Source organism: Streptomyces sp. Root1304 (assembly GCF_001426405.1).
Taxonomy (GTDB): Bacteria; Actinomycetota; Actinomycetes; order Streptomycetales; family Streptomycetaceae; genus Streptomyces.
Genome location: NZ_LMEP01000024.1, coordinates 368,941 through 395,407, shown reverse-complemented (window position 1 = coordinate 395,407; position 26,467 = coordinate 368,941). Strand labels below are relative to the sequence as shown.

21 protein-coding genes and 1 pseudogene are annotated in these 26,467 nt (G+C 72.8%); 11 read left to right on the top strand and 11 right to left on the bottom strand.

What is annotated here, in order from left to right; all coding sequences use genetic code 11:
• Positions 1–3 precede the first annotated feature (3 nt).
• Positions 4–574 (bottom strand): annotated as a pseudogene (locus ASD33_RS34565) (transposase family protein).
• Positions 575–600: 26 nt separating this feature from the next.
• Positions 601–2,442 (bottom strand): aspartate--tRNA ligase, encoded by a 1,842-nt coding sequence (gene aspS / locus ASD33_RS26340; protein ID WP_056565446.1) that lies wholly within the window; start codon positions 2,440–2,442, stop codon positions 601–603.
• A 169-nt stretch (positions 2,443–2,611) separates the two neighbouring features.
• Here aspS and ASD33_RS26335 point away from each other — a divergent pair, with 169 nt between their 5' ends.
• Together ASD33_RS26335 and ASD33_RS26330 are read left to right on the top strand one after the other, a co-directional pair.
• Entirely contained in the window at positions 2,612–4,735 is a 2,124-nt protein-coding gene (locus tag ASD33_RS26335) for a SpoIIE family protein phosphatase (RefSeq protein WP_056565443.1), read from the top strand.
• 127 nt (positions 4,736–4,862) lie between these two features.
• On the top strand, positions 4,863–5,681 hold the full coding sequence (locus tag ASD33_RS26330) for an MBL fold metallo-hydrolase (RefSeq protein ID WP_056565440.1): 819 nt from the start codon (positions 4,863–4,865) through the stop codon (positions 5,679–5,681).
• A gap of 12 nt (positions 5,682–5,693) precedes the next feature.
• Here ASD33_RS26330 and ASD33_RS26325 read toward each other — a convergent pair whose 3' ends face one another.
• The 3 genes from ASD33_RS26325 to ASD33_RS26315 form a co-directional block, all read right to left on the bottom strand.
• Positions 5,694–6,791 carry an AI-2E family transporter gene (locus ASD33_RS26325; RefSeq protein ID WP_056565437.1) on the bottom strand — a complete coding sequence of 366 codons (1,098 nt, stop codon included), beginning with the start codon at positions 6,789–6,791 and terminating at the stop codon, positions 5,694–5,696.
• Between the two features lie 271 nt (positions 6,792–7,062).
• Positions 7,063–8,025: a pirin family protein gene (locus tag ASD33_RS26320; RefSeq protein WP_056565434.1), complete on the bottom strand. Its 963-nt coding sequence runs from the start codon at positions 8,023–8,025 to the stop codon at positions 7,063–7,065.
• A gap of 134 nt (positions 8,026–8,159) precedes the next feature.
• Positions 8,160–8,690 carry an SseB family protein gene (locus ASD33_RS26315; protein ID WP_056565431.1) on the bottom strand — a complete coding sequence of 177 codons (531 nt, stop codon included), beginning with the start codon at positions 8,688–8,690 and terminating at the stop codon, positions 8,160–8,162.
• 142 nt (positions 8,691–8,832) lie between these two features.
• On the opposite strand from ASD33_RS26315, the gene ASD33_RS26310 reads away from it, so the two are divergent.
• The 3 genes from ASD33_RS26310 to ASD33_RS26300 all read left to right on the top strand — a co-directional run bounded on the left by ASD33_RS26310 (position 8,833) and on the right by ASD33_RS26300 (position 12,715).
• Positions 8,833–10,662 (top strand): acyl-CoA dehydrogenase, encoded by a 1,830-nt coding sequence (locus tag ASD33_RS26310; protein ID WP_056565428.1) that lies wholly within the window; start codon positions 8,833–8,835, stop codon positions 10,660–10,662.
• Positions 10,663–10,989: 327 nt separating this feature from the next.
• Positions 10,990–12,297 (top strand): M18 family aminopeptidase, encoded by a 1,308-nt coding sequence (locus tag ASD33_RS26305; protein WP_056565425.1) that lies wholly within the window; start codon positions 10,990–10,992, stop codon positions 12,295–12,297.
• 73 nt (positions 12,298–12,370) lie between these two features.
• The gene (locus tag ASD33_RS26300; RefSeq protein ID WP_056565421.1) at positions 12,371–12,715 is read left to right on the top strand and encodes a hypothetical protein; all 345 of its coding nucleotides are present in this window, start codon (positions 12,371–12,373) and stop codon (positions 12,713–12,715) included.
• Between the two features lie 75 nt (positions 12,716–12,790).
• Here ASD33_RS26300 and ASD33_RS26295 read toward each other — a convergent pair whose 3' ends face one another.
• Complete coding sequence (locus ASD33_RS26295; RefSeq protein ID WP_056565418.1) at positions 12,791–14,593, bottom strand: NHL domain-containing thioredoxin family protein; 1,803 nt, start codon at positions 14,591–14,593, stop codon at positions 12,791–12,793.
• Positions 14,594–14,735: 142 nt separating this feature from the next.
• On the opposite strand from ASD33_RS26295, the gene ASD33_RS36845 reads away from it, so the two are divergent.
• The 3 genes from ASD33_RS36845 to ASD33_RS26280 are packed head-to-tail and all read left to right on the top strand — an operon-like array spanning position 14,736 to position 17,438.
• Positions 14,736–16,142 (top strand): hypothetical protein, encoded by a 1,407-nt coding sequence (locus ASD33_RS36845; RefSeq protein ID WP_157870087.1) that lies wholly within the window; start codon positions 14,736–14,738, stop codon positions 16,140–16,142.
• A gap of 2 nt (positions 16,143–16,144) precedes the next feature.
• On the top strand, positions 16,145–16,894 hold the full coding sequence (locus ASD33_RS26285) for a DUF4239 domain-containing protein (protein ID WP_056565412.1): 750 nt from the start codon (positions 16,145–16,147) through the stop codon (positions 16,892–16,894).
• Positions 16,895–16,943: 49 nt separating this feature from the next.
• A complete protein-coding gene (locus ASD33_RS26280; RefSeq protein WP_056565409.1) occupies positions 16,944–17,438 on the top strand; it encodes an LURP-one-related family protein in 495 nt (164 codons plus the stop codon).
• A gap of 3 nt (positions 17,439–17,441) precedes the next feature.
• Here the strand turns inward: ASD33_RS26280 and ASD33_RS26275 are convergent, their stop codons facing one another.
• A complete protein-coding gene (locus ASD33_RS26275; protein ID WP_079045030.1) occupies positions 17,442–18,728 on the bottom strand; it encodes an aminotransferase class I/II-fold pyridoxal phosphate-dependent enzyme in 1,287 nt (428 codons plus the stop codon).
• A gap of 63 nt (positions 18,729–18,791) precedes the next feature.
• On the opposite strand from ASD33_RS26275, the gene ASD33_RS26270 reads away from it, so the two are divergent.
• Both ASD33_RS26270 and ASD33_RS26265 read left to right on the top strand, forming a co-directional pair.
• Positions 18,792–20,399 carry a PLP-dependent aminotransferase family protein gene (locus ASD33_RS26270; protein ID WP_056565406.1) on the top strand — a complete coding sequence of 536 codons (1,608 nt, stop codon included), beginning with the start codon at positions 18,792–18,794 and terminating at the stop codon, positions 20,397–20,399.
• 35 nt (positions 20,400–20,434) lie between these two features.
• Positions 20,435–21,043 (top strand): hypothetical protein, encoded by a 609-nt coding sequence (locus tag ASD33_RS26265; RefSeq protein WP_056565403.1) that lies wholly within the window; start codon positions 20,435–20,437, stop codon positions 21,041–21,043.
• A 42-nt stretch (positions 21,044–21,085) separates the two neighbouring features.
• Here ASD33_RS26265 and ASD33_RS26260 read toward each other — a convergent pair whose 3' ends face one another.
• On the bottom strand, positions 21,086–21,889 hold the full coding sequence (locus ASD33_RS26260; RefSeq protein WP_056565399.1) for a carbon-nitrogen family hydrolase: 804 nt from the start codon (positions 21,887–21,889) through the stop codon (positions 21,086–21,088).
• Between the two features lie 155 nt (positions 21,890–22,044).
• Here ASD33_RS26260 and ASD33_RS26255 point away from each other — a divergent pair, with 155 nt between their 5' ends.
• Positions 22,045–22,872, top strand: a complete 828-nt coding sequence (locus ASD33_RS26255; protein WP_056565396.1) for a maleylpyruvate isomerase family mycothiol-dependent enzyme — start codon at positions 22,045–22,047, stop codon at positions 22,870–22,872.
• 19 nt (positions 22,873–22,891) lie between these two features.
• Here the strand turns inward: ASD33_RS26255 and ASD33_RS26250 are convergent, their stop codons facing one another.
• The 3 genes from ASD33_RS26250 to ASD33_RS26240 all read right to left on the bottom strand — a co-directional run bounded on the left by ASD33_RS26250 (position 22,892) and on the right by ASD33_RS26240 (position 26,457).
• Positions 22,892–24,229, bottom strand: a complete 1,338-nt coding sequence (locus ASD33_RS26250; protein ID WP_056565393.1) for an MFS transporter — start codon at positions 24,227–24,229, stop codon at positions 22,892–22,894.
• Complete coding sequence (locus tag ASD33_RS26245; protein WP_107103840.1) at positions 24,226–24,900, bottom strand: GntR family transcriptional regulator; 675 nt, start codon at positions 24,898–24,900, stop codon at positions 24,226–24,228. Before ASD33_RS26245 ends, ASD33_RS26250 begins: the two co-directional genes overlap by 4 nt.
• A 156-nt stretch (positions 24,901–25,056) precedes the next feature.
• The gene (locus ASD33_RS26240; RefSeq protein ID WP_056565731.1) at positions 25,057–26,457 is read right to left on the bottom strand and encodes a dihydrolipoamide acetyltransferase family protein; all 1,401 of its coding nucleotides are present in this window, start codon (positions 26,455–26,457) and stop codon (positions 25,057–25,059) included.
• Positions 26,458–26,467: the final 10 nt, after the last annotated feature.

Genomic DNA, 26,467 nt, shown 5'->3' with positions numbered 1-26,467 from the left:
GCTTCAGGCTGGTTCGAGATGAAGGGTGAGGACTGCCTGCACGAGGTGGGTGATGCGGGTGGTGCTGCAGCAAAGTTTGCGCAGGAGGCGCCAAGTCTTCAGGGTGGCCAGGGCGTCGATGATGCCGTGGGTACGGGCGGCCATGAGGCGTGCACGGCGCCGGGCAGGGCGGCCGACGCCCACAGCAGCCGACCGAACGGGTCGGCCAGGACTTGGGCGTTCATGCCGTGCTTCTTGTGCTTGCCGGAATAGAACGGCCGGGCGCCGGCGATCCGGCCGATGGGCAGGAGGGTGCCGTCCAGAATCACGTGTGCCTTGGCCTCCGCCCGCTCCATGGCCTGACGGAGCGTGGGGCCGCGGGGCCAGAAGTCCACGGCCTCGCGGATGTAGCGGTAGACCGTGGCCAGGCCGATGCCGAACGCCGCAGCAGCCGGGTGCAGGTGTCACCGCAGCGCAAGTGCGCGAGGACCAGAAGGGCCTGACGTGGGGCGGGCAGGCGCCGCCAGCGGGTGCCCAGCCGACGCCGGTGCGCGGCGCCCTGGTCCAGCGCGAAGGGCCCGGAATCCGAGTGGATTCCGGGCCCTTCCTGCGTCCTGCCGACTAGCGTGCCGCGTCCGGGTGGACCGCGTCCGTGATGTCGACCGTCTTCTTCTCGACCGGCTTGCGGAGCTGGATGTTCAGTTCGCGCAGGCGGGACTCGTCGAGTTCCGTCGGGGCGCCCATCAGGAGGTCCTGGGCGTTGCCGTTGAGCGGGAAGGCGATCGTCTCGCGGATGTTGGGCTCGTCCGCGAGGAGCATGACGATGCGGTCGACGCCCGGGGCGATGCCGCCGTGCGGCGGGGCGCCGTACTCGAAGGCGCGGAGCATGCCCGCGAACTCGTGCTCGACCGTCTCGCGCGAGTAGCCCGCGATCTCGAAGGCCTTGAACATGATCTCGGGCTCGTGGTTCCGGATCGCGCCCGAGGACAGCTCGATGCCGTTGCAGACGATGTCGTACTGCCAGCCGAGGACGTCCAGCGGGTCCTGGGTCTCCAGGGCCTCCAGGCCGCCCTGCGGCATCGAGAAGGGGTTGTGCGAGAAGTCGATCTTGCCGGTCTCCTCGTCCTTCTCGTACATCGGGAAGTCGACGATCCACGCGAAGCGGAAGACGTTCTCCTCGAACTGGCCGGCACGCTTGGCGGCCTCGACCCGGACCGGGCCCATGATCTTGGAGACCTCGTCGAACTCGCCCGCGCCGAAGAAGATCGCGTGGCCGGGCTCCAGACCGAGGCGCTCGGTCAGGACCTTGACGTTCTCCTCGGTGAGGAACTTGGCGATCGGGCCGGTCAGGGCGATGGGGGCACCTCCCACGCCGTCAAGGCTGTGGGGGACCTCGCCGACGCGGACCCAGGCCAGGCCCTTCGCGCCGAGGGAGACCGCGAAGTCGCCCAGCTGGTCGAAGAACTTGCGCGGCTGCTCGCCCGTGTTCGGGACGGCGAGCGCGCGGACGTGCTTGCCGGCGAAGGCCTTGAACTCCGAGTTCTCGAAGACGTCGGAGATGTCGACGAGTTCGAGGGCGGTGCGCAGGTCCGGCTTGTCGTTGCCGTACTTCAGCATCGACTCGCGGAACGGGATCCGCGGGAACGGCGACGTGACGTGGCGTCCGTTGCCGAACTCCTCGAAGATCTCCGTCATCAGCTTCTCGATCGGCTGGAAGACGTCCTCCTGCTCGACGAAGCTCATCTCGACGTCGAGCTGGTAGAACTCGCCCGGCGAACGGTCCGCGCGGGCGTCCTCGTCGCGGAAGCAGGGCGCGATCTGGAAGTACCGGTCGAAGCCGGAGATCATCAGCAGCTGCTTGAACTGCTGCGGCGCCTGCGGCAGCGCGTAGAACTTGCCCGGGTTCAGACGGGACGGGACGACGAAGTCGCGGGCGCCCTCGGGGGAGGTCGCGGCGAGGATCGGCGTCGCCATCTCGTTGAAGCCGAGGGCCACCATCTTGGAGCGGATGGAGGCGATGACGGCGGAGCGCAGCATGATGTTGCGGTGCATGCGCTCGCGGCGCAGGTCGAGGAAGCGGTACTCCAGGCGCCGCTCCTCGTTCACACCGTCGTCGGTGTTGATGGTGAAGGGGATCTGCTTCGCGGCACCCAGGACCTCGACCTCGGCGGCCTCGATCTCGATCTCGCCGGTCGGCAGCTCGGGGTTGACGTTGTCCGCGCCACGCGAGACGACCTTGCCGTCGACGCGGACGACGGTCTCCTTCGTCAGCTTGTCGAGGACCTCCGCGGCGGCGGTACCGGGGCGGGCGACGAGCTGCGTGATGCCGTAGTGGTCGCGCAGATCGATGAAGAGGATGCCGCCCAGGTCGCGCCGATTGTGCAGCCAGCCGCTCAGCCGGACGTCGGTGCCGACGTCAGAGGCGCGGAGCTCGCCGCAGGTGTGGGACCTGTACCGATGCATCGTCGTTCATCCAGTCTTCGGGATCTTGGGGTCGGCGGCTGCCTTGTGGCCCCTGTCACGGATGTCACAGGACACGAGGGCAGACCCACCCAGAGTACCGGCCGGGCCAAGATCGCTTTTCGAATACTCTCAGTGGCGATCTGGTGTCCGATATTCATAAAGTGGGGCAATGCGCACCGAGGACGTCCTGGCCGCGATCGCGACCGGCCTGTGGCGCTGGGACAACGCGTCCGGGATCGTCTCGCTCGACGCCGAGGCCGCCCGGCTGCTCGGGCTGCCCGCCGAACCCGTCCAGCTCAGCGAGGCGGCCGCGCGGTCCCGTTTCCACCCGGTCGACTGGAACGAGATCGACGGGGTCGTCAACCTCGCCGTCGCCGAGGGCACCCTCGCCGAGGCCCGGCTGCGGATCATGGACGAGCACGGGCGGGTGATCCGTACCGTACGGAGCAGGTCGAAGCCGCTCATCGAGGGGAACGACTACCTGCTGGTCGGCACCCTCCAGGAGGTCGCCGAGCAGCAGCCGGGGACCGCCGCCCGGACCCCCGTCACCGGTGACTGGCGCCGCTCCCGCGAGGCGTTCCTGCTCGACGCGGGGCGGGCGCTCGCCGAGGCGCGGTCGACGGCCGAGGTGCTGCGGGTCGCGGCCTCGCTGTCGATGCCCGGTTTCTCGCCCGACGGGCTCGCCGTCTTCGGCGTGGCGGGCGACCGGCTGACCGTCATCGGCCACCACGGGCACAGCGAGGGCGACGAGGGACCCTTCTCGTCGATGTCCCTGGACACGGACTACCCGGCGGCGGAGGTCGCCCGCACGGGCCGCGCGATCTACCTCCCGACGCCCGAGGAGTACCTGCGCCGCTTCCCGGTGACCTGGCCGCTCGCCCAGCGGTTCGGGCGCCGTTCCTGGGCCTTCGTGCCGCTGGTCGTCGCCGGGCGGACCATGGGCGCCTGGATGGCCGCCTTCAAGCACCCGGTGGCGTTCACGCCCGACGAGCGGTCGGTCCTGACCACGGTGGCCCGGATGCTCGCCCAGGCCCTCGCACGCGCGGGCGTGGCCGAGTCCGAGCGCGAGCTGTCGCTCGGCCTGCAGCGGACGATGATGCCGGTCCTCGGGCCCGGCATCCCCGGCATCCAGGTGGCCGCCCGGTACGTGCCGACCGGCGGCGGGCTCCAGGTCGGCGGCGACTGGTACGACATGATCCGGCTGCCCGGCGGCACCTCCCGGACCGGCGGGCACGGCGCCGGCCGCATCGCGCTCGTCATCGGGGACGTCCAGGGGCACGACGTACGGGCCGCGGGGCTGATGGGGCAGCTGCGGATCGCCCTGCGCGCGTACGCCTCCGAGGGGCACCGGCCCGACGCGGTCCTCGCCCGCGCCTCCCGCTTCCTCTACGGGATCACCGACGGCGACGACGACGGCGAGGGCGACGCCGGTCCGCGCTTCGCGACCTGCCTCTACCTGGAGGTCGACCTGGAGACCGGGACGGTCGACATCGCCCGCGCCGGGCATCCGGACCCGGCGGTGCGGATGAACGACGGAACGGTTCTCCTGCGGCCCACCGCCGGCGGTCTGCCCCTCGGTATCGACCCCGACACCGACTACCCCACCACCCGTCTCACCCTCGAACCCGGCGAGACCCTGATGATCTGCACCGACGGCCTCCTGGAGACCGGCGGGCACGACCTGGACAGCGGCTGGGAGCGGGTCCGGGCCCTCCTGGAGTCCCATGACGGCCAGGACCTGGAGCAGCTCGCCGACGGGCTCGTCGAGGCCGTCCACGGGCCGGGCTCGCACCACACGACCGGGCCGCTCGCCGACCGCCGCGAGGACGACATCGCCGTCCTGCTGCTCTCCCGCCGCCCCGGGGGCGCGCTGCCGGAGGCCCCGCGCCGCACCCTCATGACGATCGCCCAGGCCGAGCCGGAGCGGATCGCCGAGGCGCGGGAGCAGGTGCGGCAGCTGCTGCACGACTGGGGGGACGGGGACCAGCTCGACTCGGCGGTCCTCATGGTCTCCGAGATGGTCACCAACGTCCTCGTCCACACGGACGGCGACGCGCTCCTCGTCGCGGAGGTCGCCTGCGCGGAGAAGGCCCGGCGGCTGCGCGTCGAGGTCTCCGACAGCAGCGACGAACTGCCGCACAAGCGGCACCCGGGCGAGATGGCGTCGAGCGGGCGCGGTCTCGTCCTGATGGAGATGCTGGCGGACGCGTGGGGCGTCGATCCGCGCGGCGAGGGCAAGGCGATCTGGTTCGAACTGAACGAACCGGATTCGGGACGGGGCTGCTGCGGGTAGCCCTGGCGGGCGGCGGGGCGGGCGGCTCGGCCGGGGCACGCGCCCGCCCGCGGCTCCCCGCGCGGCCCTCACCCGTACGGCGCAGACTGGTGTCGTACGGCCGCCCGGGGGGACCACGGAGTTCGCCATGGACACCCACAAGGTCGGCAGTGACACCACCGTGCTGGCCGACAGTCTCGAAGTGCCCGGGATCGGGCACATCCCGGCCAACGCGTACGTCCTCACCGCCACCGAGCCCGTCGTCGTCGACACCGGGCTCTCCCTGGCCGACCGGAACTTCGTCAACACCCTCGGCTCCGTCGTCGACCCCGCCGACATCCTCTGGATCTGGCTCACCCACCCCGACCGCGACCACACCGGCGGCATCTTCGACCTGCTCGTGGCCGCGCCCCGGGCGAAGGTCGTCACCACCTTCATCGGCGCCGGGATCATGACCACGGAACGCCCGCTGCCGATGGACCGCGTGTACTTCCTCAACCCCGGCCAGTCCCTCGACGTGGGCGACCGCATGCTGCGCGCCTTCCGGCCCCCGCTGTTCGACAACCCCGCCACGGTCGGCTTCTACGACGAGAAGACCCGGATCTGCTTCAGCTCCGACTGCTTCGGCGGGCCCATGCCGACCGCCGAACTCGCGGAGAGCGGCCACGCGAACGACCTCAAGCCGGAGGAGCTGCGGCAGGCCCAGCTGCTGTGGGCGAGCGTGGACAGTCCGTGGGTGCAGATCGTGGACCCGGCCAAGTACCGGGCGACGATCGACCCGCTGCGGGAGATGGCCCCGGAGATCGTGCTCTCCACCCATCTGCCGCCCGCCGTACGGATGACGGCGTCGATGATCGACACGATCACGATGGCCCCGGACGTGGACCCGTTCGTCGGTCCCGACCAGGCCGCCCTGGAACAGATGCTGGCCTCGTTCGAGCCGGGCGGGCAGCCGGCGGCGACCTGAGGACGCGGGGCCTCAGGCCCCGGGCTGCGCGGCCCCCGCGCCCGGCCCCTCCGTGCCCTCCGTACCCACCGCCGGCGCGTACCGCCTCCGCAGCTCGCTGAGGACCCCCGTCGCCGCCGCCGTCAGCGGTACGGCGAGCAGCATGCCCAGGATGCCCGCGACGGACGCCCCCGCGGTGATCGCCAGCAGCACCGCCGCCGGGTGCATCTGCACGGTGCGGCTCTGCACCATCGGCTGGAGCACGTTCCCTTCGATGACCTGGACGGCCAGGACGATGCCGAGCACCCACAGGGCGATGACGAAGCCCCGGTCGGCGAGGGCGACCAGGACGGCGACGGCCCCGGAGAGGAAGGCGCCGAGGTACGGGATGTAGGCGGTGACGAAGACCAGCGCGGCGAGTCCGACCGCGCCGGGCACGTCGAGCACGACGAGGCCGATGCCGATGAGGACGGCGTCGACGAGGGCGACGAGGGTGGTGCCGCGCATGAAGCCCTCGACGGCCTCGAAGGCGCGGCGGGCCATGGCCTCCGCCATGTCGCCGGTGGCGCGGGGGGCGAGGGCGCGCAGGGCGCCGGCGGCGCGGTCGGAGTCCTTCAGGAAGAAGAAGATGAGGAGCAGCGCGAGAGCGGCCGTGGTGAGCATCTGGCCGACGACGCTGATGCCGCTGATGACCCCGGAGGCGGCGGTGCCGCCGAACTTCTCCAGGAGGGTCTTGGCGTTCTTGGCGAGGTCGTCGAGGGAGGTCCCGGCCGCGCCGAAGTGCTTGGCGATGTCGTCGGCCGCCTGCCGCAGCGAGGCGATGATCTGGTCGCCGGTGTCGATGAGCGCGGCGACGACGATGTACGTGGCGCCGCCGACCACGACGAGGACGGCGACCACGGTGAGCGCGGCGGCCAGCCCCTTGCGGACCTTCATCAGGAGCAGGCGCCGGTAGAGCGGCCCGAGGAGGGCGGTGCCGAGGATCGCGAGCAGGACGGGGGTGACGGCCGTCTTGAAGACGACGCAGAGCCAGATGAAGACGGCGACGACCCCGGCGGCCAGCAGGAAGACGACGCACCAGGCGGCGAACCGGCGGGCGGGTTCGGGAAGGAGCGCTCTCGTCGTCTGCACCCGACCACCGGACCACGCCCGTCGGCGTGTCGTCGCGCGCTGACGGGCGTACGGGTGACGGGCCGTCAGTGCGGGGCCCGCGCGTGCCCGCCCGGGGGCAGGACGCGCGCCCCCGCACACGGGTACGGGGCGGAGCTCGCGCCCCGCCCCGTACCCGTACTCGACCCTTACCCGGGCCCGTACTCGACCCTCACCCGGGTCCGCACTCGGCCCTCACCCGGGCCCGCACTCGACCCTCACCCGGGCCCGTACGCGACCCGTACGGTCTCCCCTACTCGCCCATCCCGTGCACCGCCGGGATCGTCCCCAGCCGGCCCGCCTGGAAGTCCTCGAAGGCCTGGCGGAGTTCGGCCTGGGTGTTCATGACGAACGGGCCGTAGTGGGCCATCGGCTCACGGATCGGCTGACCGCCGAGGAGGGCGATCTCCAGGTCGGGGGTGTTCCCGTCCTGCTTCTCGTCGGCGCGGATGGTGAGGGAGCCGCCCTTGCCGAAGACGGCGGTCTGGCCCGTGTGGACCGGTCGCCGCTCGACGCCGACGCTGCCGCGCCCGGCGAGGACGTACGCGAGGCCGTTGAAGTCCTCGCGCCAGGGCAGGGTGATCTCGGCGCCCGGCCGCAGGGTCGCGTGGAGCATCGTGATCGGGGTGTGGGTGATGCCGGGGCCCTCGTGCCCGTCGAGCTCTCCGGCGATGACGCGGAGCAGCGCGCCGCCGTCGGGGGAGGTGAGCAGCTGGACCTGGCCGCCGCGGATGTCCTGGTAGCGGGGGGCCATCATCTTGTCGGCGGCGGGCAGGTTCACCCAGAGCTGGAGGCCGTGGAAGAGGCCGCCGCTGACGACGAGGGACTCCGGCGGGGCCTCGATGTGGAGGAGGCCGGCGCCGGCGGTCATCCACTGGGTGTCGCCGTTGGTGATGGTGCCGCCGCCGCCGTTGGAGTCCTGGTGGTCGAAGACGCCGTCGATGATGTAGGTGACGGTCTCGAAGCCGCGGTGGGGGTGCCAGGGGGTGCCCTTGGGCTCGCCCGGCGCGTACTCCACCTCACCCATCTGGTCCATCATGATGAACGGGTCGAGGTACTGGTAGTTGATCCCGGCGAACGCGCGGCGAACCGGGAAGCCCTCGCCCTCGAACCCCGAGGGTGCCGTGGTGACGGCGAGCACGGGACGCGGGACGGCGTCGGCGGGGGCCGCGACGCGCGGCAGGGTGAGCGGGTTCTCGACAGTCACGGCGGGCATGACGGGACCTCCTAGAGCGGCCTTCTTCGACCTCGTGGCGTCCACTTTAGTTGAACGGTGAACTTCTTGCCACCCAGAACACGGAACGCCCGGGAGGAATTCCTCCCGGGCGTTCTCCCTGTCTCCAGGCTGCGTCAGCCGTACATCCGCCGCATCGCGAAATCGACCATCTGCTCCACGGCCTTCGCGTCGAAGACCATCCGGTGGTCGCCCTCCATGTCGAGCACGAAGCCGTAGCCGGTGGGCAGCAGGTCGATCACCTCGGCGCCGGTGATGACGAAGTACTTCGACTCCTTGCCCGCGTACCGCCGCAGCTCCTTGAGCGAGGTGAACATCGGGATGACCGGCTGCTGGGTGTTGTGCAGGGCCAGGAAGCCGGGGTTGTCGCCGCGCGGGCAGTAGACCTTGGAGGTCGCGAAGATCTGCTGGAAGTCCTCGGGCGCGAGCGTGCCGGTGGTGAAGGCGCGCACGGCGTCGGCGAGGGAGGGCGGCGAGGGCTCCGGGTAGAGCGGGGGCTGCTGCCCGTAACCGCCCTGCATGCCGTCCTGCATGCCGGGACCCGGCATCCCACCGGGCATTCCGGCCTGCATGCCGCCCGGCATCCCGCCCTGCGGGGGCGGTGCGTACTGCTGCTGGGCACCCGGATTCTGCTCGTAGCCGTACATGGGCGTGAGCCTACTGCGTCACAGATGGCCCGAGAGGGGTTGCTCTTATTACCGGTGGGTAGCATCATCGGAGAGAACGCTTTGCTACTTGCTGGTACGTGTACGAGGAACCTGCCTCCCCGAGCCTTACGGAGCCGTCGCCATGGGGCACTACAAGTCGAATCTCCGCGACATCGAGTTCAACCTCTTCGAGGTCCTCGGCCGCGACAAGGTGTACGGCTCCGGGCCGTTCGAGGAGATGGACGTCGAGACCGCCAAGAGCATCCTCGACGAGATCCGCCGTCTCGCCGAGAACGAGCTCGCGGAGTCCTTCGCCGACGCCGACCGCAACCCGCCGGTCTTCGACCCGGAGACCAACACCGCCCCGGTCCCGGCCACCTTCAAGAAGTCGTACAACGCCTTCATGGAGTCCGAGTACTGGCGCCTCGGCATCCCCGAGGAGATCGGCGGCACCGTCTCCCCGCGCTCCCTGATCTGGGCGTACGCGGAGCTGCTCCTCGGCGCGAACCCGGCCATCTGGATGTACTCCTCCGGCCCGGCCTTCGCCGGCATCCTCTACAACGAGGGCAACGAGGCGCAGAAGAAGGTCGCGCAGATCGCCGTCGAGCGCCGCTGGGGCTCCACGATGGTCCTGACCGAGCCCGACGCCGGTTCGGACGTCGGCGCCGGCCGCACCAAGGCCACCCAGCAGGAGGACGGCTCCTGGCACATCGAGGGCGTGAAGCGCTTCATCACGTCCGGTGAGCACGACATGGAGGAGAACATCCTCCACTACGTCCTCGCCCGCCCCGAGGGTGCGGGACCCGGCACCAAGGGCCTCTCGCTCTTCCTCGTCCCGAAGTACGAGTTCGACTGGGAGACCGGCGAGCTGGGCGAGCGCAACGGCGTCTACGCCACCAACGTCGAGCACAAGATGGGCCTCAAGGCCTCCAACACGTGCGAGATGACCTTCGGCGACCAGCACCCCGCCAAGGGCTGGCTGATCGGCGACAAGCACGACGGCATCCGCCAGATGTTCCTCATCATCGAGTTCGCCCGCATGATGGTCGGCACGAAGGCGATCTCCACCCTCTCCACGGGCTACCTCAACGCCCTGGAGTACGCCAAGGAGCGCGTCCAGGGCACCGACCTGGCCAACTTCATGGACAAGGCCGCGCCCAAGGTCACCATCACGCACCACCCCGACGTCCGCCGCTCGCTGATGACGCAGAAGGCGTACGCCGAGGGCATGCGCACCCTCGTCCTCTACACGGCCTCCGTGCAGGACGAGATCGCGGTCAAGGAAGCGGCCGGCGAGGACGCCAAGGCGCTGCACGGCCTGAACGACCTGCTGCTCCCGATCGTCAAGGGCTACGGCTCCGAGAAGGGCTACGAGCAGCTCGCGCAGTCGCTCCAGACCTTCGGCGGCTCCGGGTTCCTCCAGGAGTACCCGATCGAGCAGTACATCCGCGACGCCAAGATCGACACCCTCTACGAGGGCACCACGGCCATCCAGGGCCAGGACTTCTTCTTCCGCAAGATCGTCCGCGACCAGGGCGCGTCCCTCAACGCGCTGGCCGAGGAGATCAAGAAGTTCCTCGCGGTCGGCACCGGCGGCGAGGACCTGGCCGGCGCCCGCGACGCGCTCGCCAAGGCCGCGGTCGACCTGGAGGGCATCGTCGGCGTCATGCTGACCGACCTCACCGCGACCGGCGAGGACGTCAAGAACATCTACAAGGTGGGCCTCAACACCACCCGCCTGCTGCTCGCCTCCGGCGACGTCGTCGTCGGCTACCTGCTGATCCGCAGCGCCGCCGTCGCCGCCGAGAAGCTGGCCGCCGGTGCCACGGGCAAGGACGTCGCCTTCTACCAGGGCAAGATCGCGGCCGCGAAGTTCTTCGCCGCCAACGTCCTGCCGGGCGTCACCGCCGAGCGCGCGCTCGCCGAGGCGGTCGACGGCTCGCTGATGGACCTGGACGAGGCCGCGTTCTAAGAACGCCACCCAAGGCGCTCCCGAGCGCCTCTCGTCCTGAATGAACGGCCCGTCCCCGGGGAGGGGGGCGGGCCGTTCTGCTTCTTTCGGGGCTCGGTTCGCCTCCGGGGCGCCGAAGCCGGGGGAACGGACCCGACCGTGCTCGCCTCCCTCGTTCCTCCGGAGGCTCCGCGCGCTCGGGTCCGTTCCCCCGGCGCGCCCCTTCGGCTCACTCGCCGGGCCCCGGAGACCACGTCCGGGCCGGCCCGGGTGGGTCCTCCCCGTTCCTTCTCCGGGCCTTCCCCGGGGTCCCGGATCCGTTCCTCCGGCTCTGCGTAAGGTGAACCCATGAGCAGCGCAGCTTCCCGTCCCACCGCCGGTCCCTTCGACCGCGGACACACCGACGACCTGATGGCCTTCCTGACGGCCTCGCCCTCGCCATACCACGCGGTGGCCACCGCCGCCGAGCGGCTGGAGAAGGCGGGCTTCCGGCAGGTGGAGGAGACCGCGTCCTGGGACGGGACCAGCGGGGGGAAGTACGTGATCCGCGGCGGCGCGGTCATCGCCTGGTACGTGCCCGAGGGCGCCGACCCCCACACCCCGTACCGGATCGTCGGCGCCCACACCGACTCCCCCAACCTGCGCGTGAAGCCGCAGCCCGACCTGGGCTCGCAGGGCTGGCGGCAGGTCGCCGTGGAGGTCTACGGCGGCACCCTCCTCAACACCTGGCTCGACCGCGACCTCGGCCTCGCCGGGCGCCTCACGCTCCGCGACGGCAGCCACCGCCTCGTCAACGTGGACCGGCCGCTGCTGCGCGTCCCGCAGCTCGCCATCCACCTCGACCGGGGCGTCAACGACGGCCTCAAGCTCGACCGCCAGCGGCACATGCAGCCCGTCTGGGGCATCGGCGAGGTCCACGAGGGCGACCTGATCTCCTTCGTCGCCGCCGAGGCCGGCGTGGACGCCGAGGACGTGAGCGGCTGGGACCTGATGGTCCACGCCGTCGAGGCACCCGCCTACCTGGGCCGGGACGGTGAACTCCTCGCCGGGCCGCGCATGGACAACCTGATCTCCGTGCACGCCTCCGTCGCCGCGCTCGCCTCCCTCGCGGGCCGCGAGGACCTCCCGTACATCCCGGTCCTCGCCGCCTTCGACCACGAGGAGAACGGCTCCGAGGCCGACACCGGCGCCCAGGGCCCGCTGCTCGGGAACGTCCTGGAGCGTTCCGTGTACGCGCGCGGCGGCTCCTACGAGGACCGGGCGCGCGCCTTCGCCGGCACCGTCTGCCTGTCCTCGGACACCGGCCACGCCGTCCACCCGAACTACGCGGAGCGCCACGACCCGACGCACCACCCGCGCGTCAACGGCGGCCCGATCCTCAAGGTGAACGTCAACCAGCGGTACGCCACCGACGGCAGCGGCCGCGCGGTCTTCGCCGCCGCGTGCGAGAAGGCGGGCGTGCCCTGGCAGTCCTTCGTCTCCAACAACGACATGCCCTGCGGCACGACGATCGGCCCGATCACCGCCGCCCGCCACGGCATCAGGACCGTCGACATCGGCGTCGCGATCCTCTCCATGCACAGCGCCCGCGAGCTGTGCGGCGCGGAGGACCCGTACCTCCTCGCCAACGCGCTGGTCGCGTTCCTGGAGGGCTGACCCCACCAGGGGCCCCGCGGACCGCGCGAGAGCGAAACATCCGCGAAAGGCCCCGCCTGGCAGCGTCGCCCCCATGCATCGTCATGAGGGCCCCTCACGGGGGAAGTTCGCCGCCGGTACCGCCGCCGCCGTCGTGCTCGCCACGGCGGCGGCGGCCGTTCTGATCGGCTCGTTCAACGACCGGCCGCCCTGGGGCACGGACATCGCCTACGAGGGCGGCTTCGTCCAGGCCTCCCGCATCCGCGGCTACGACGTGGACGGTTCGCGCACGAAGGCGCTGCTCGACGGGGAGTGCGCGCTCATGGAGCGGCAGGGCATGGACGGCGACCGGGCCGTCCACGACCCGGCGGCCTGGGTGGCCGGCTGCCTGGACGCCGCCGCGGGGCGCCCGTCCAGGAACCAGGGGATCGTGCGTTAGACCGGGCGGCGAGCCCGGGCCCCGCCCGCGTCAGCGGCCGGGGCCCGGGGTGCGCCGTCGGCGTCGGCGGGGCCGTCAGTCGTCCATGCCCGCCAGGATCAGCGGGAGGCGGGCCGTGCCGGTCGCCGTGATGTTCACCGGGACGCCCCAGTCCTGCTGGTGGACGTGGCAGGCCGGGTACTCGTTGGCCGGGTCGTCGTCGCAGGAGGCCGCCATCGCGGAGACGTGCAGGACGCCCTCGGTCAGCTCCGGGTTCAGGGTCAGGTCCCGGAAGAGGTCCGTGCCCGTGCCCTCGCCGCCGAGCAGCAGCTCCGGCGGGGTCGAGGAGACCAGGAGGCGGGTCGAGGGGCCGTAGCGCTCGTCGAGCTTCTGGCCCGTCGGGGCCCGGAAGACCACGTCGAGGCGGAGCAGGCCGGGGGCGACCTCGGTGGCCTCGCGGCGGGTGCGGTGGGCGACCGCCTCGACCCGGACGGCCTCCTCGGGGAGCCGCAGCCGGGTGAGCCGGTGGCGGGCGGACTCGACGACCACGATGTCCCCGTCGACGAGGACCGCGTCGCTGGGCTCGCGCAGATCGGTGGCGAGGGTGGTGACCTCGCCGCTCGCCGGGTCGAAGCGGCGCAGGGCGTGGTTGTACGTGTCGCTGACGGCGACCGATCCGTCGGGCAGGGCGGTGACGCCCAGCGGGTGCTGGAGGAGGGCCTGTCCGGCCGCGCCGTCGCGGTGCCCGAAGTCGAAGAGGCCGGTGCCGACGGCGGTGCGGACGGCGTACCCCTCGCCCTCCCGCTCGACCCAGCGCAGGGCGCTGGTCTCGGAGTCGGCGACCCAGAGGCGGTCCTCGGTGGCGGCGAGCCCGGAGGGCTGCGCGAACCAGGCCTCGGCGGCGGGGCCGTCGACGAGCCCCTCGTTGGTGGTGCCGGCCGCGACCTCGACGGTCCCGGTGGCCGGGTCGTACGTCCACAGCTGGTGGACACCGGCCATGGCGATCCACACCTTGCCCTGCCACCAGGCCACGTCCCACGGCGAGGACAGGTCGACCTCCAGGGCGGGCCCGGAGGTCGGGGAGCCCTGCCACCACTGCCTGCCGGTGCCGGCGATCCGCTCGATCGCGCCGGTCTCCGGGTCGTACGCGCGCAGGGCGTGGTTCACGGTGTCGGCGACGACGACCCTGCCGTCGGGCAGCCGTACGAGGCCCTGGGGCTCCCGGAAGACGCCCTCGCCGATGCGGCGGACGACGGTCTCGCCGTCGGCGGCCAGCTCGACGAGCTGGTGCCGGGTGGTGTCGGAGACCAGGAGGTTCCCGGAGGGCAGCAGGATCGCCTTGCCGGGGAAGCGGAGGTCGGTGGCGACGGGCTCGGGGGCCACGTAGGGGCCGTCGCCGCGCCGCAGCGTGCCCTTGGCGCCGTGCTCGGCCTCCAGCTCCTCGACGAGGGTGCGGAGCGCGTTGGCGTGGCCCTCGCCGGCGTGCTGGGCGACGACGTACCCCTCGGGGTCGATGACGACGAGCGTCGGCCAGGCCCGTACGGCGTACTGCTTCCAGGTGGCCAGCTCGGGGTCGTCCAGTACGGGGTGGTGGACCTCGTACCGCTCGACGGCGTCGACGACGGCCTGGTGCTCGGCCTCGTGCACGAACTTCGGCGAGTGCACCCCGACGATCACCAGGGTGTCGCGGTGCTTCTCCTCCAGGTCGCGCAGCTCGTCGAGGACGTGCAGGCAGTTGACGCAGCAGAAGGTCCAGAAGTCCAGCAGAACGATCTTTCCCCGCAGGTCGGCGAGGGTGAGTTCGTCTCCGCCCGTGTTGAGCCAGCCGCCCTTGCCGATCAGCTCGGGGGCGCGGACACGGGCACGGCGGGGCGCGGGGGTGGGCGCGGAGTCGTTCATGGTTCAAGGGTGCCGTACGAGTGGAAAGTGAGGGCCGGGCGGGGGGCCGGGGCGTGTCCCGGCCGGGGGGCGCTCGGGGGCGGGCGGTGGCATGGGGCGCATGACGCGCGTGGGCAGATCATCGGACTATTACCGCCGCCGGGTGAGGGGCGGGCTTCTGGTGGTGGTCGCGCTGACCGGGGTGGTGCTGCCCGGTGCGGCGCTCCCCGGAGCCGTACCGCCCGGGTCCGCCGCGTGGGCCGGCGGCGTCGGCGACGGGGCCCTGACGGTGGCCGTGACCGTGAACGGCCGGGACCACAGCGGCGTACGGCCCCCGGAGCTGCGGACCGGCGGGCAGGTCGTGAAGCGGTACCGGCTCGTGAACCGGGGCGAGGCGCACCTGTACGGGGTGCGGGTCGCCGACCCCGAGGTCCCCTCGGGAGCGGTGCGCTGCCCCGGAGGCCCGCTCGCCGCGCTCGGGGAGCTGGAGTGCGTCGCCCGCTTCCGGGCCGTGTCGGGGACACATCGGGGCACGGTACGGGCGGAGGGCTCCGTCCCCTCCCTGCGCCGGGTCCTCACGGCCACCGCCCGCGCCGGGTACACCGGGGTCGCCGGCGCCCTCCGCCTCACCGAACGGATCGCGGTCGCGCCCCCCGGCCGGGGGGCGGCCACCGTCACGTACACCGTGACCAACCACGGCAACCGGCCCCTGCACGCGGTCCTGGTCGGTGACACCGCGCTCGGCCTGCGCGCGGGCGCCGTGGACTGCGCGGGGCACCCCGGGACCGTGCCGCTGCTCGCCCCGGGCGCCTCGGCCCGCTGCACGGCCACCGTACGGCGGCCCCCGGGCACCCACCGGAGCACGGGGCTCGCCTCCGGGAGCGACCGGGTGACCACCTACGGGCCGGGCGGCGGCCGGGTCCCCCCGCCGACGCTCGTCGCCCGGTCCTCCGCCGTCTTCACGGTGGCGGGCCCGGAGGCACGGGGGGCCGCGCGTCCGCCGGGGAGGCCCTCGGCGGCGGCGGGGCGGGAGCCCGTGGGGAATCCCGTACGGAACCCCGCGGGCGGTCCCGTACGGGGGAGCGCCGGGGCCGCCGGGGTCCCTGGGGTGCCAGGGGCTCCCGGTGCGTTGGGGGCTCCTGGGGCTCCCGTGGCCGGGGGCGGGGTTCCCGTCCCCGGGGCCGCCGGTGCCGTGGCCGTACCCGGACCGGTCGCCCCGCCCGGAGCCGCGCCCGGCGACGGGGCCGCCGACGGGGGCGGTGCCGGTACCGGTGCCGGTGCCGGGGACAGCGCGGGTGCCGGGGACGCGGCGGCCGTCGCCCCCGCCCCGGAGGGCGTACCCCCCGGAGCCGTACCGCCGGCCCCGACCGCCCCCGACGCCGTGCCCGTACCCCGCGACGAGGCGGCCGTCGCCGCCCGGCGGGCCGCCACGCTCGACCACGAGGGCTTCCTCGGGCGGCTGCGGCGCCGCAGCCGGGAGGCGGACGACCTCGGGGTCGTCTCGATGCTGCTGCTGCTCCTGATCCCGGCGGCCGTGGCCGCCGCCCTCCTCGGCAACCGGAGAAGCTGACCGTGGCCCTGCTCGAAACGCTCGTCGTCGTCCTCGGCGTCGCGCTCGTCGCCGCCCTCGCCGTCGTCGCCAAGACCCGGCTCTTCCCGCTCGGCGAGGAGGAGGAACCGCGCGAGGACGTCGCCGAGTACATCGCGATGATGGTGTCGGTGCTCTACGCGATCGTGCTCGGCCTGTGCATGGTGTCGGTCTGGGACACCCGGTCCGCCGCCGCCGACAACGTCCAGGCGGAGGCCAGCGCCCTGCACCAGACGTATCTGCTCGCGGACGCCCTCCCCGCCGACCGGCGGGAGCCGCTGCGCGACGCGGCACGGACGTACGCCGACCACGTCGTCGACGTCGAATGGCCCGTGATGGAGGCCCGCGAACCCCTCGACACCTCCGGCTGGGGGCTGCTCGCGCAGCTGCGGAAGGCCGGGGAGGTGTCGGACTCCGCGAAGGTGCCCGAGCAGATCGCCGCCCAGGAGGTGCTGGCCCAGCTGGGCTATGTCGACGACGCCCGCCGGGGCCGGGAGGCGGCGGCGCAGGAACGTCTCTCCCCCGTGCTGTGGGCGGGGCTCCTCATCGGGGGCACGCTCACGCTCGCCTTCATGTTCCTCTTCGGGATCCGACGCAGCACGACCCATGTGGTGATGGTGATGGGCCTGGCCGGCTTCATCGCCTTCACGGTGCTGCTGATCCATCAGCTCGACTCGCCCTTCGGGGAGATGCTCGGGGCGACCCCGGACGCGTTCGTCCGCTACTTCGGCTGACGGTCTCCGCTCCGGGTGAACCCTCCCCCCACGGGGCAGGCATAGCGCCATGAAATATCTCGTACGGGACAAGATCTTCGCGATCGGCGACGACTACTGGATCGAGGACGAGCAGGGCCGCCACGCCTTCCTCGTCGACGGCAAGGCGCTGCGGCTGCGCGACACCCTGGAACTGAAGGACCCCGACGGGCACGTCCTCGTGACCCTGCGGCAGAAGATGTTCAGCCTGCGGGACGCCATGACCATCGAGCGGGACGAGCGCCCCCTCGCCACCATCCGCCGCAAACGGCTCTCGCTGCTCCGCAACCACTACCGGGTGACCCTCGTCGAGGGCACCGAACTGGACGTCAGCGGCCGCGTCCTGGACCGGGAGTTCACCGTCGAGTACGAGGGCGAACTCCTGGCCCACATCTCCCGCCGCTGGTTCCACGTCCGCGAGACCTACGCGGTGAACGTGGTCCGCGAGGACGCGGACGCGGCGCTCCAGATCGCGGTGGCGGTGTGCGTGATCCGGATGGCCGAGCGGGAGCGGGGGGACGACTGAGGCTCAGGCGGTCTTGTCCAGGGCGTGCCCCAGCGCCTGCTCCAGGTCCTCCCACAGGTCCTCGACGTGCTCGATGCCGACCGAGATCCTGACCGTGCCCGGGCCGATCCCCGCCGCCGCCAGGGCCGCCGCGTCCAGCTGGTGGTGCGAGGTGGAGGCCGGGTGCATCACCAGGGTCTTCACATCGCCGAGGGAGACGCTGAGGGACGCGAGCCGCACCGCCTCGACGAACGTACGGCCCGCCTCCCGGCCGCCCGCGAGGTCCACCGAGATCACCCCACCGCCCCCGGCGGGCAGCAGCCGCTCGGCGACGGCCCGGTCCGGGTGGCTCGCCAGGGCCGGGTGCCGGACGGCCTCGACCGCCGGATGCGCGGACAGCCGGGCCGCCAGGTCGGCGGCGCTCGCGCACTGGCGCTCCATCCGCAGCGACAGGGTCTGCATCCCGCGCAGGGTCAGCCAGGCGGCGAACGGATCGGTGGACGCGCCCTGTTCGACCGAGTGGTGGCGGACCCGGTGGTACAGCCCGGCGTCCTTGAAGACGACGACGCCGCCGAGCACGTCCGCGTGCCCGGACAGGTACTTCGTCGCCGAGTGCACGACGATGTCGGCGCCGTGGTCGATCGGGCGGCACAGCAGCGGCGAGGCGAAGGTGTTGTCGACGGCGACGGGCACGCCCGCCTCGGCGGCGACGGCGGCGAGCGCGGGCAGGTCGGAGACGCGGGTGGTGGGGTTGGCGACGGTCTCCAGGTAGAGCAGCCGGGTCTCGGGGCGCAGGGCCGCCCGCACCTCCTCCGGGTCGGTCCCGGAGACATAGGTGACGTCGACGCCCCAGCGGGTCGCGAGGTCGGTGAGCACCGCGTACGTACCGCCGTACAGGCAGGTCTGGGCGATGACATGGCCGCCGGATCCGAGCAGCCCGAGGAGGACGGCGTTCACCGCGCCCATGCCGGAGGCGAAGGAGAGGCCGGCGGCACCGCCTTCGAGGCGGGCGACGGCGTCCTCCAGGGTGCGGACGGTGGGGTTGCCGTGCCGGCTGTACATGAAGGCGTCAGTGGCGGTGAAGGCGGCGGCGAGCGCGTCGGCCGAGTCGAAGGCGAAGACGTGCCCCTGGTGGAGGGGGACGCCGAGGGGCCTGCTGCCCGTGATCTCGACGTGCGGCGGGTGGACGGCGAGGGTCTCGGGACGGAGGGAGGCCCCCGGGGGAACGGAACCTGGAGCGGAGGCGGCGCGATCGGCGGGTGCGGGGGAGGCGGCGGATGCGGCGGACGGCGCGGAGTCGGCAGGGCTCATGGGGCCAGTCTGTTGACCGGCGGTTTGCGTTCCCAGGTCCAATCCCGGCAGATTGGTTCGGCGATGGAACCAATCGGACACCTCCCCCCACCGGCCGACGACCTGGTCGCCCGGCTCGGCCGCTGGTCGGCCGGACGCGGGCCGCTGTACCTGCTGCTCGCGGCCCGGCTGCGCCGGCTGATCGACGAGGGCGCGCTGCCCCCCGGCACCCTGCTGCCGCCGGACCGGCGGCTGGCGCGGGCGCTGGCCGTGGGCCGGACGACGGTGGTCGCCGCGTACGACACCCTGCGGCAGGAGGGGCGGCTGGTACGGCGACAGGGCAGCGGGACCCGGGTGACACGGGCGGCCCTGGCGCCGGAGCCCGAGGAGGGGACGCAGCCGGACACGGCGGCGGCGCCCCGGGTGACCGAGACCTCGAACCCGCTGTTCCTGCACCTCCTGGAGGCGCCGGACGACGTGCTCCTGCTGAGCTGCGCCGCTCCCACCGGGCCGCCGCCCGAGCTGACGGAGGCGTACCGCTCGCTCGTCCTGCCCGAGGGCGACCTCGGCTACCACCCGGCCGGCCTCGGGGTGCTGCGGACGGCCGTCGCGGCCCGCTACGCGGCGCGCGGGGTGCCGACCGAGCCCGGCCAGATCCTGGTCACGACCGGCGCCCAGCAGGGGCTTTCGCTGCTCACCCGGCTCCTGCTCGCGCCCGGCGACGGGGTGCTGCTCGAAGCGCCGACGTATCCGGGGGCGCTCGACCTGGTCCGGGAGGCCGCCGCCGTCCCGCTGCCGGTGGCGGTCGGTCCCGACGGGCTGGACGTGACGGAGGCGATCCGTGTGATGGAACGCCACCGTCCCGCCCTGGCCTATGTGGTGGCCCGTTTCCAGAACCCGACGGGCACGGTCCTGCCGCCGCTCGCCGGGCGCCGGCTCGTGGAGGCGGCGAACGCGCTCGGGGTGCCGCTGGTGGACGACGAGGTGCTGGGCGACCTGGCGTTCGCCCAGCGGCCGGAGGACCGCTCGCCGGAAGGCCACCCGCCGGAAGGCGGCTCGGCGGAAGGCGGCTCGGCGGAGGACCGTTCGCCGGAGGACCGTTCCCTCTCCTCGTACGGCGAGGTCGTCGCGGTCGGCTCGCTCTCCAAGGTCGTGTGGGGCGGCCTCCGGATCGGCTGGGTGCGCGGCCCCGCGCCCCTGATCGCCCGGCTCGCCCGGCTGAAGGCCCTGCACGACCTGGGCTGCGACGTGCCGTCCCAGCTCGCGGCGGCCCGGCTCCTCGACGACTTCGCGCCGGTCCTCGCCGCCCGCCTGGACGCGGTCCGCGCGGGCCACGCGCATCTGCGCGGCGAGCTGGCCCGGCTGCTCCCGTCCTGGTCCTGCGCCCCGGCGACCGGCGGCCAGACGCTCTGGGTGCGCCTCCCGCACGGCGACGGCGTCTCCTTCGCCCAGCTCGCCCTGCGCCACGGGGTGGCGGTCCTGCCGGGCGTGACCACCGACGCCCTCGGCGGCAGCGTCCGTCATCTGCGGCTGCACTTCCTGCTGCCCCCGGAGCAGTTGACGGAGGCGGTACGGAGACTGGCGGCGGCGTGGGAGGAGTACGGGCGCGGGCCGGCGATCCCCTACGGGCCGGGCAGGGCGGGGATCCCCTACGGGCCCGTACGGGCCTCCCTGCGCGCTGTCACCCTCTGACCCCGAGCCCCATCCCCCCTCACCGAGGAGCGACCATGCACACCGCCGTCTCCCCCTTCGTCCTCCAGCCGTGGCAGGAAGGCGGCCGGCACGACCGCCGGTCCGGATGGCGGGGCGTCTCGCGGGAGTTCGGCGAGATCACGCTGACCTGCCCGCTGCCGCGTACCGCGCCGGAGACCGTCGTCTCGGAGGCGCGCGGCGGGCTGATACCCGTCGCCACCTTCGAGGCCCGGGGCATGCACACCGACGGCATCCGGCTGCCGACGCTGAACCGGTCCACCCTCCGGGTCGGCGACCGCATCGTGTCCGTGCGGCGGAACCGCTGGGGCGCCACGGCGGCGCAGCGCGCCCTCACGCTGCGGTACGCGGGCGACCACTACCGGCTCGCGGCACTCGACAAGCGGGCGTACGTCCTGACCCGCGAGCCCGACGACGAGGACCCCGGCCTCACCGTCACCGTCCGCGCCTCGGGGCGCGGCAGGAAGCGGCAGCTGGCCGTCCACGTCGGCGGGCGCGCGGAGGGCGGCGACCTGGCGCTCGCGCTGGTCTTCGCGGGCGTCGACCGCTCGGCCCTCACCCGGGTCGGGGCGGTCCGCGCGGGCGTCTCGCGGGTGACCGACCTGTGGGCGGACAGCCAGTACTGAAGCCGAGGCCGTCGGCCCCGGCGGCCGGTCAACGGCAGGCGGTCAACGGCGGCCGGTCGCCGGCGGGGCGATGCCGAGCACCCGGTCCTTCAGGGCCGGGAACTGTTCGCGGGTGGCCGTGACCTTCGCCGGGTCGAGGACGACCCGCAGGATCTCCTCGTCGGGGCCCGCCTCGGCCAGGGTCTCGCCCCAGGGGTCGACGACGATCGAGTGGCCGGCCTGCTCCACGCCCGCGTGCGTGCCCGCCGTACCGCAGGCGAGGACGTACGCCTGGTTCTCGACCGCGCGGGCGCGGGCGAGCAGGCTCCAGTGGGCGCGGCGGAGCGCCGGCCAGCCGGCCGGGACGACGAAGGCCTGCGCGCCGGCGTCGACGAGACCACGGAAGAGTTCGGGGAAGCGCAGGTCGTAGCAGGTGCCGACGCCGACGGTGAGGTGCGGCAGGTCGACGGTGACGAGGTCCTCCCCGGCGGCCATCATCACCGCCTCGCCCTTGTCGAAGCCGAAGCGGTGGATCTTGCGGTAGGAGGCGGCGAGTTCGCCGTCGGGGGAGAGGACGAGCGAGGTGTTGTAGAGGGCGCCGCCCTCCGCCTCGACGAAGGATCCGGCGTGCAGCCAGACCCCGGCGTCGCGGGCGGCGTCCGCCATCGCCCGGTGCGTCGGGCCGTTCAACGGCTCGGACTCGGCGGCGAAGAGGTCGGAGGCGAAGGCTCCGACGGTCCACAGTTCGGGCAGGACGACAAGGTCCGCGTGGCCGGATTCCGCCCGTACGAGACGGCCCACGCGGGCACGACGGGCGTCGACCGGTTCGTCCGGGTCTACCGCGATCTGGATCAGCGAGGCGCGCACACTACCACCGTCCTGGCATTCGAGCCGTCAACACCGGCCTACGATCGTCACACGAAAGCACTGCCGGGGTGCCTTCGGGCAGCGTAACTTAGCGTCCGAGCCTCCTACCCAGTCGTGTTTTCAGCCCGCGCACCGAAGAACCGCCGAGGGGTCCCGTGACCGTCCATCCCAGCCTCCAGAACTACGCCGACGCCTGGACCCATTCCATCGAGGCGATAGCCGAGCTGGTGCAGCCGCTCGTGGAGGGCGAGTGGAACCGGCCGACCCCGTGCCCCGGCTGGTCGGTGCGGGACATCGTGTCCCATGTCATCGGCATGGAGACCGAGATGCTCGGCGACCCGCGGCCGATCCACTCCCTGCCCCGCGACCTGTACCACGTACGCAGTGACTTCGCGCGCTACATGGAGGTCCAGGTCGATGTGCGGCGGCACCACACCGCACCGGAGATGACCTCGGAGCTGGAGTACATCCTGATCCGCCGGGCCCGGCAGCTCCGCAACGAGAACCGCTCCCCCGAGCACCTGATCCGCGCTCCCCTGGGCGCCGAGCAGTCCCTGGAACTGGCCTACCGGATGCGCGCCTTCGACGTGTGGGTGCACGAGCAGGACCTGCGGGTCGCGCTCGGCCGGCCGGGCAACGCGGACTCGGCGGGTGCGCACGTCACGCGGGACGTGCTCCTGGAGGCGCTCCCGAAGGTGATCGCCAAGGACGCCGGGGCGCCCGCTTCCTCGGCGGTGGTCATCGACGTGAGCGGCCCGGTGGAGTTCCTGCGGACCGTGCGGGTCGACGCGGAGGGCCGGGGTTCGATCGACGGCGCGCCGTCGCTGGGCCCCGCGGTGACCCTGGCGACGGACTGGGAGACGTTCGTACGGCTGGCCTGCGGCCGGGTCCGGCCGGCCGAGGTGGCCGACCGGGTCAAGACCGAGGGTGACGAGGGACTGGCGCAGGCCATCCTCGACAACTTCGCGGTGACGCCCCGCTAGTCCGCCCCGCGGCGGTCCGCTAGACGGGGACGTGGACGGCTTCCACCCTGCTGGCGACGAGCCGTTCCCGCTCCCTGCGGTGGGTACGGGCCTTCAGGCGCAGGATCTGCACGATGCCCAGGGCCTCCAGGACGAAGACCGACGAGAACGCGATCCGGTAGTTGCCGCCGGTCGCGTCGAGCAGCACGCCCACGGCGAGCAGCGTGGTCATCGAGGCCACGAAACCACCCATGTTGACGATGCCGGACGCGGTGCCCTGACGCTCCGGCGGGTTCGCCGGGCGGGCGAAGTCGAAGCCGATCATCGAGGCCGGGCCGCAGGCGCCGAGGACCAGGCAGAGGGTGACGAGCAGCCACATCGGGGCGTGGTCGCCCGGGTAGGCGAGGGTGGTCGCCCACAGCAGCGCGGTGGCGGCGACGGTGCCGAGGGCGAGCGGGGCGCGGGCCGTGTGGTGGCGGGCGATGATCTGCCCGTACGCGAGGCCGATGACCATGTTCGACAGGACGACCAGGGTGAGCAGGGTCCCGGCGGTCGACCGGGACAGGCCCTGCGCCTCGACGAGGTACGGCAGCCCCCACAACAGCAGGAAGACCATCGCGGGGAACTGGGTGGTGAAGTGCACCCACATGCCGAGCCGGGTGCCGGGCTCCCGCCAGGACTCAGCGATCTGCCGGCGGACGAACGCGGCGCCCGCGTGGGTGGCCGGCTGGGGCTGGTACCCCTCGGGGTGATCCTTGAGGAAGAGCAGCAGCAGGACGAGGACGAGGACGCCGGCCAGCGAGCTGCCGACGAAGGTGGTCGTCCAGCCGAGGCCGTGCAGGGCGCGGGCGATGAAGACGGTGGAGACGAGGTTGCCGGCCATGCCGAAGAGGGCGGCGACCTGGCCGATCAGCGGGCCGCGCCGGGCGGGGAACCAGCGGGTGCCGAGCCGCAGGACGCTGATGAAGGTCATGGCGTCGCCGCAGCCGAGGAGGGCTCGGGAGGCGAGCGCCGTGCCGTACGACGGGGAGAGCGCGAAGCCCAGCTGGCCGAGGGTGAAGAGGACGACGCCGAGAGCGAGGACCTTCTTGGTGCCGAGCCGGTCGACCATCAGGCCGACGGGTATCTGCATGCCCGCGTAGACCAGCAGCTGGAGTATGGAGAAGGTGGAGAGCGCGGAGGCGTTGACGTCGAAGCGGTCGGCGGCGTCGAGGCCGGCGACGCCGAGGGACGTACGGAAGATGACGGCGACGAAGTAGACGGCGACGCCGACGCCCCAGACGAGGGCGGCGCGACGGCCGCCGGGCGGGTCGCCGGGGAGGGTGACGGCGGAGCCGTATCCGTTGCGGCTGCGGTCGCGGTGCCGGCGGTCGCTCACCGGTCCTCACCCCGGACCAGGACCTTGACCCAGCTGAGGTGCTGGCGGACGCAGGCGGCGGCGCCCTCGACGTCCCCGGCCTTGATCCGGTCGAGGATCTCGGCGTGCTCGGTGATGTTCTTGGCGACGCGGTCGGGCTGGGACTGCATCACGGCGACGCCCATGCGGAGCTGGCGGTCCCGGAGCTGGTCGTAGAGGCGGGAGAGGATCTGGTTGCCCGCGTGGCGGACGATCTCGGCGTGGAAGCACCGGTCGGTGACCGCGACCTCCGCCAGGTCCCCGGCCTCGGCCCGCCGCTGCTGCTCCTCCAGGAGCTCTTCCAGGCGGGCGATCAGCGAGGCGGGCGCGGGGACGGCCCGGCGGACGGCGAACTCCTCGACGAGCAGCCGGGTCTCGACGACGTCGGCGATCTCCTGCGCGGAGACGGCGAGGACGAGGGCGCCCTTCTTCGGGTAGAGCTTGAGCAGCCCTTCCATCTCCAGCTTGAGCAGGGCCTCGCGCACGGGGGTCCTGGACACGCCGACGGCCGTGGCGAGTTCGCCCTCGGTGAGGAGGGTGCCTCCCTCGTAGCGCCGGTCGAGTACGGCCTGCTTGACGTGCATGTAGACACGGTCGGCGGCGGGGGGCTGCTTGGTGGGCAGCGGGGCTGGACCGGCTGGCGCTGATGGCATGCGCACAGCATAGATACAACAGGGGTGCAACAGGCAGCCCCGTCCGCGATACGGACGGGGCGGGTAGGCGGCGGGCGTCGCGGTCCGCACCCGGTCGGGGAGGGGTGTTCCCCCTCCCCGACCGGGTGTTTCACGTGAAACGTCGCAAGCCGGGCGTCACGCCCAGGTGATGAGCCGCTTCGGCTGCTCCAGGATCGCGGCGACGTCCGCCAGGAACTTGGAGCCGAGCTCGCCGTCGATCAGCCGGTGATCGAAGGAGAGGGCCAGCGTCGTGACCTGGCGCGGCTTCACCTTGCCCTTGTGGACCCACGGCTGGAGCTTGATCGCACCGACCGCGAGGATCGCGGACTCGCCGGGGTTCAGGATGGGCGTACCGGTGTCGACGCCGAAGACGCCCACGTTGGTGATGGTGAAGGTGCCGCCCTGCATCGCCGCCGGGGTCGTCTTCCCCTCGCGGGCGGTGGAGACCAGCTCGCTCAGGGAGGCCGACAGCTCGGGCAGGGTCTGGGCGTGCGCGTCCTTGATGTTCGGGACGAGCAGACCGCGCGGGGTGGCCGCGGCGATGCCCAGGTTCACGTAGTGCTTGAGGACGATCTCCTGCGCCGCCTCGTCCCAGGCCGCGTTGATCTCCGGGTTGCGCCGGACGGCGACCAGGACGGCCTTGGCGATGAGGAGCAGCGGGTTGACCCGCAGCCCCGCCATGTCCGTACCGGACTTGAGCTCGTCGACCAGCTTCATCGTGCGCGTGATGTCGAAGGTCACGAACTCGGTGACGTGCGGCGCGGTGAAGGCCGAACCGACCATCGCCGCCGCCGTGGCCTTCCGTACGCCCTTGACGGGGACACGGGTCTCCCGGGCGTCGGTCGACACGACGGGTGCGGGCGCGGCGACCGGGGCCGGGGCGGCCACGGGTGCCGGGGCCGGAGCCTCGACGGCCGGCGCGGGCGCCGGAGCGGCCGCCGCGTGGACGTCCTCACGGGTGATGATGCCGTCCGGGCCGGTCGGGGTGACCGTGGCCAGGTCGACGCCGAGGTCCTTGGCGAGCTTCCGGACCGGCGGCTTGGCCAGCGGCCGGGCGCCGGCCGGAGCGTGCCCGTTGAGCTGCTCCGGTACGGAGACGGCGACGGGCGCAGCCTGGACGGGAGCGGCCTGGACCGCGCCCGGGGCCGCCTTGCGCGGGCGGCGCTTGGTGGAGCTGGCGGCCACGCCGTAACCGACGAGGACCGGCTGACGGACCTGCGGCTCGTCCTCCTCCTCGTCCGCGACGGGCGCGGGCGCGGCGGGCGCCGGAGCGGCCTCGGCCACCGGGGCCGCCGGGGCCTCGGGCGCCGCCCCGCCGCCGACGTTCACCGAGATGATGACCTGGCCGACGTCGACCGTGGTCCCCTCGGGGAAACGCAGCTCGTGGACCGTGCCGTCGAAGGGGATCGGCAGCTCGACGGCCGCCTTCGCCGTCTCGACCTCGCACACGACCTGCCCGTCGGTGACGGTGTCACCGGGCTGGACGTACCACTTGAGGATCTCGGCCTCGGTCAGGCCCTCGCCCACGTCGGGCATCTTGAATTCG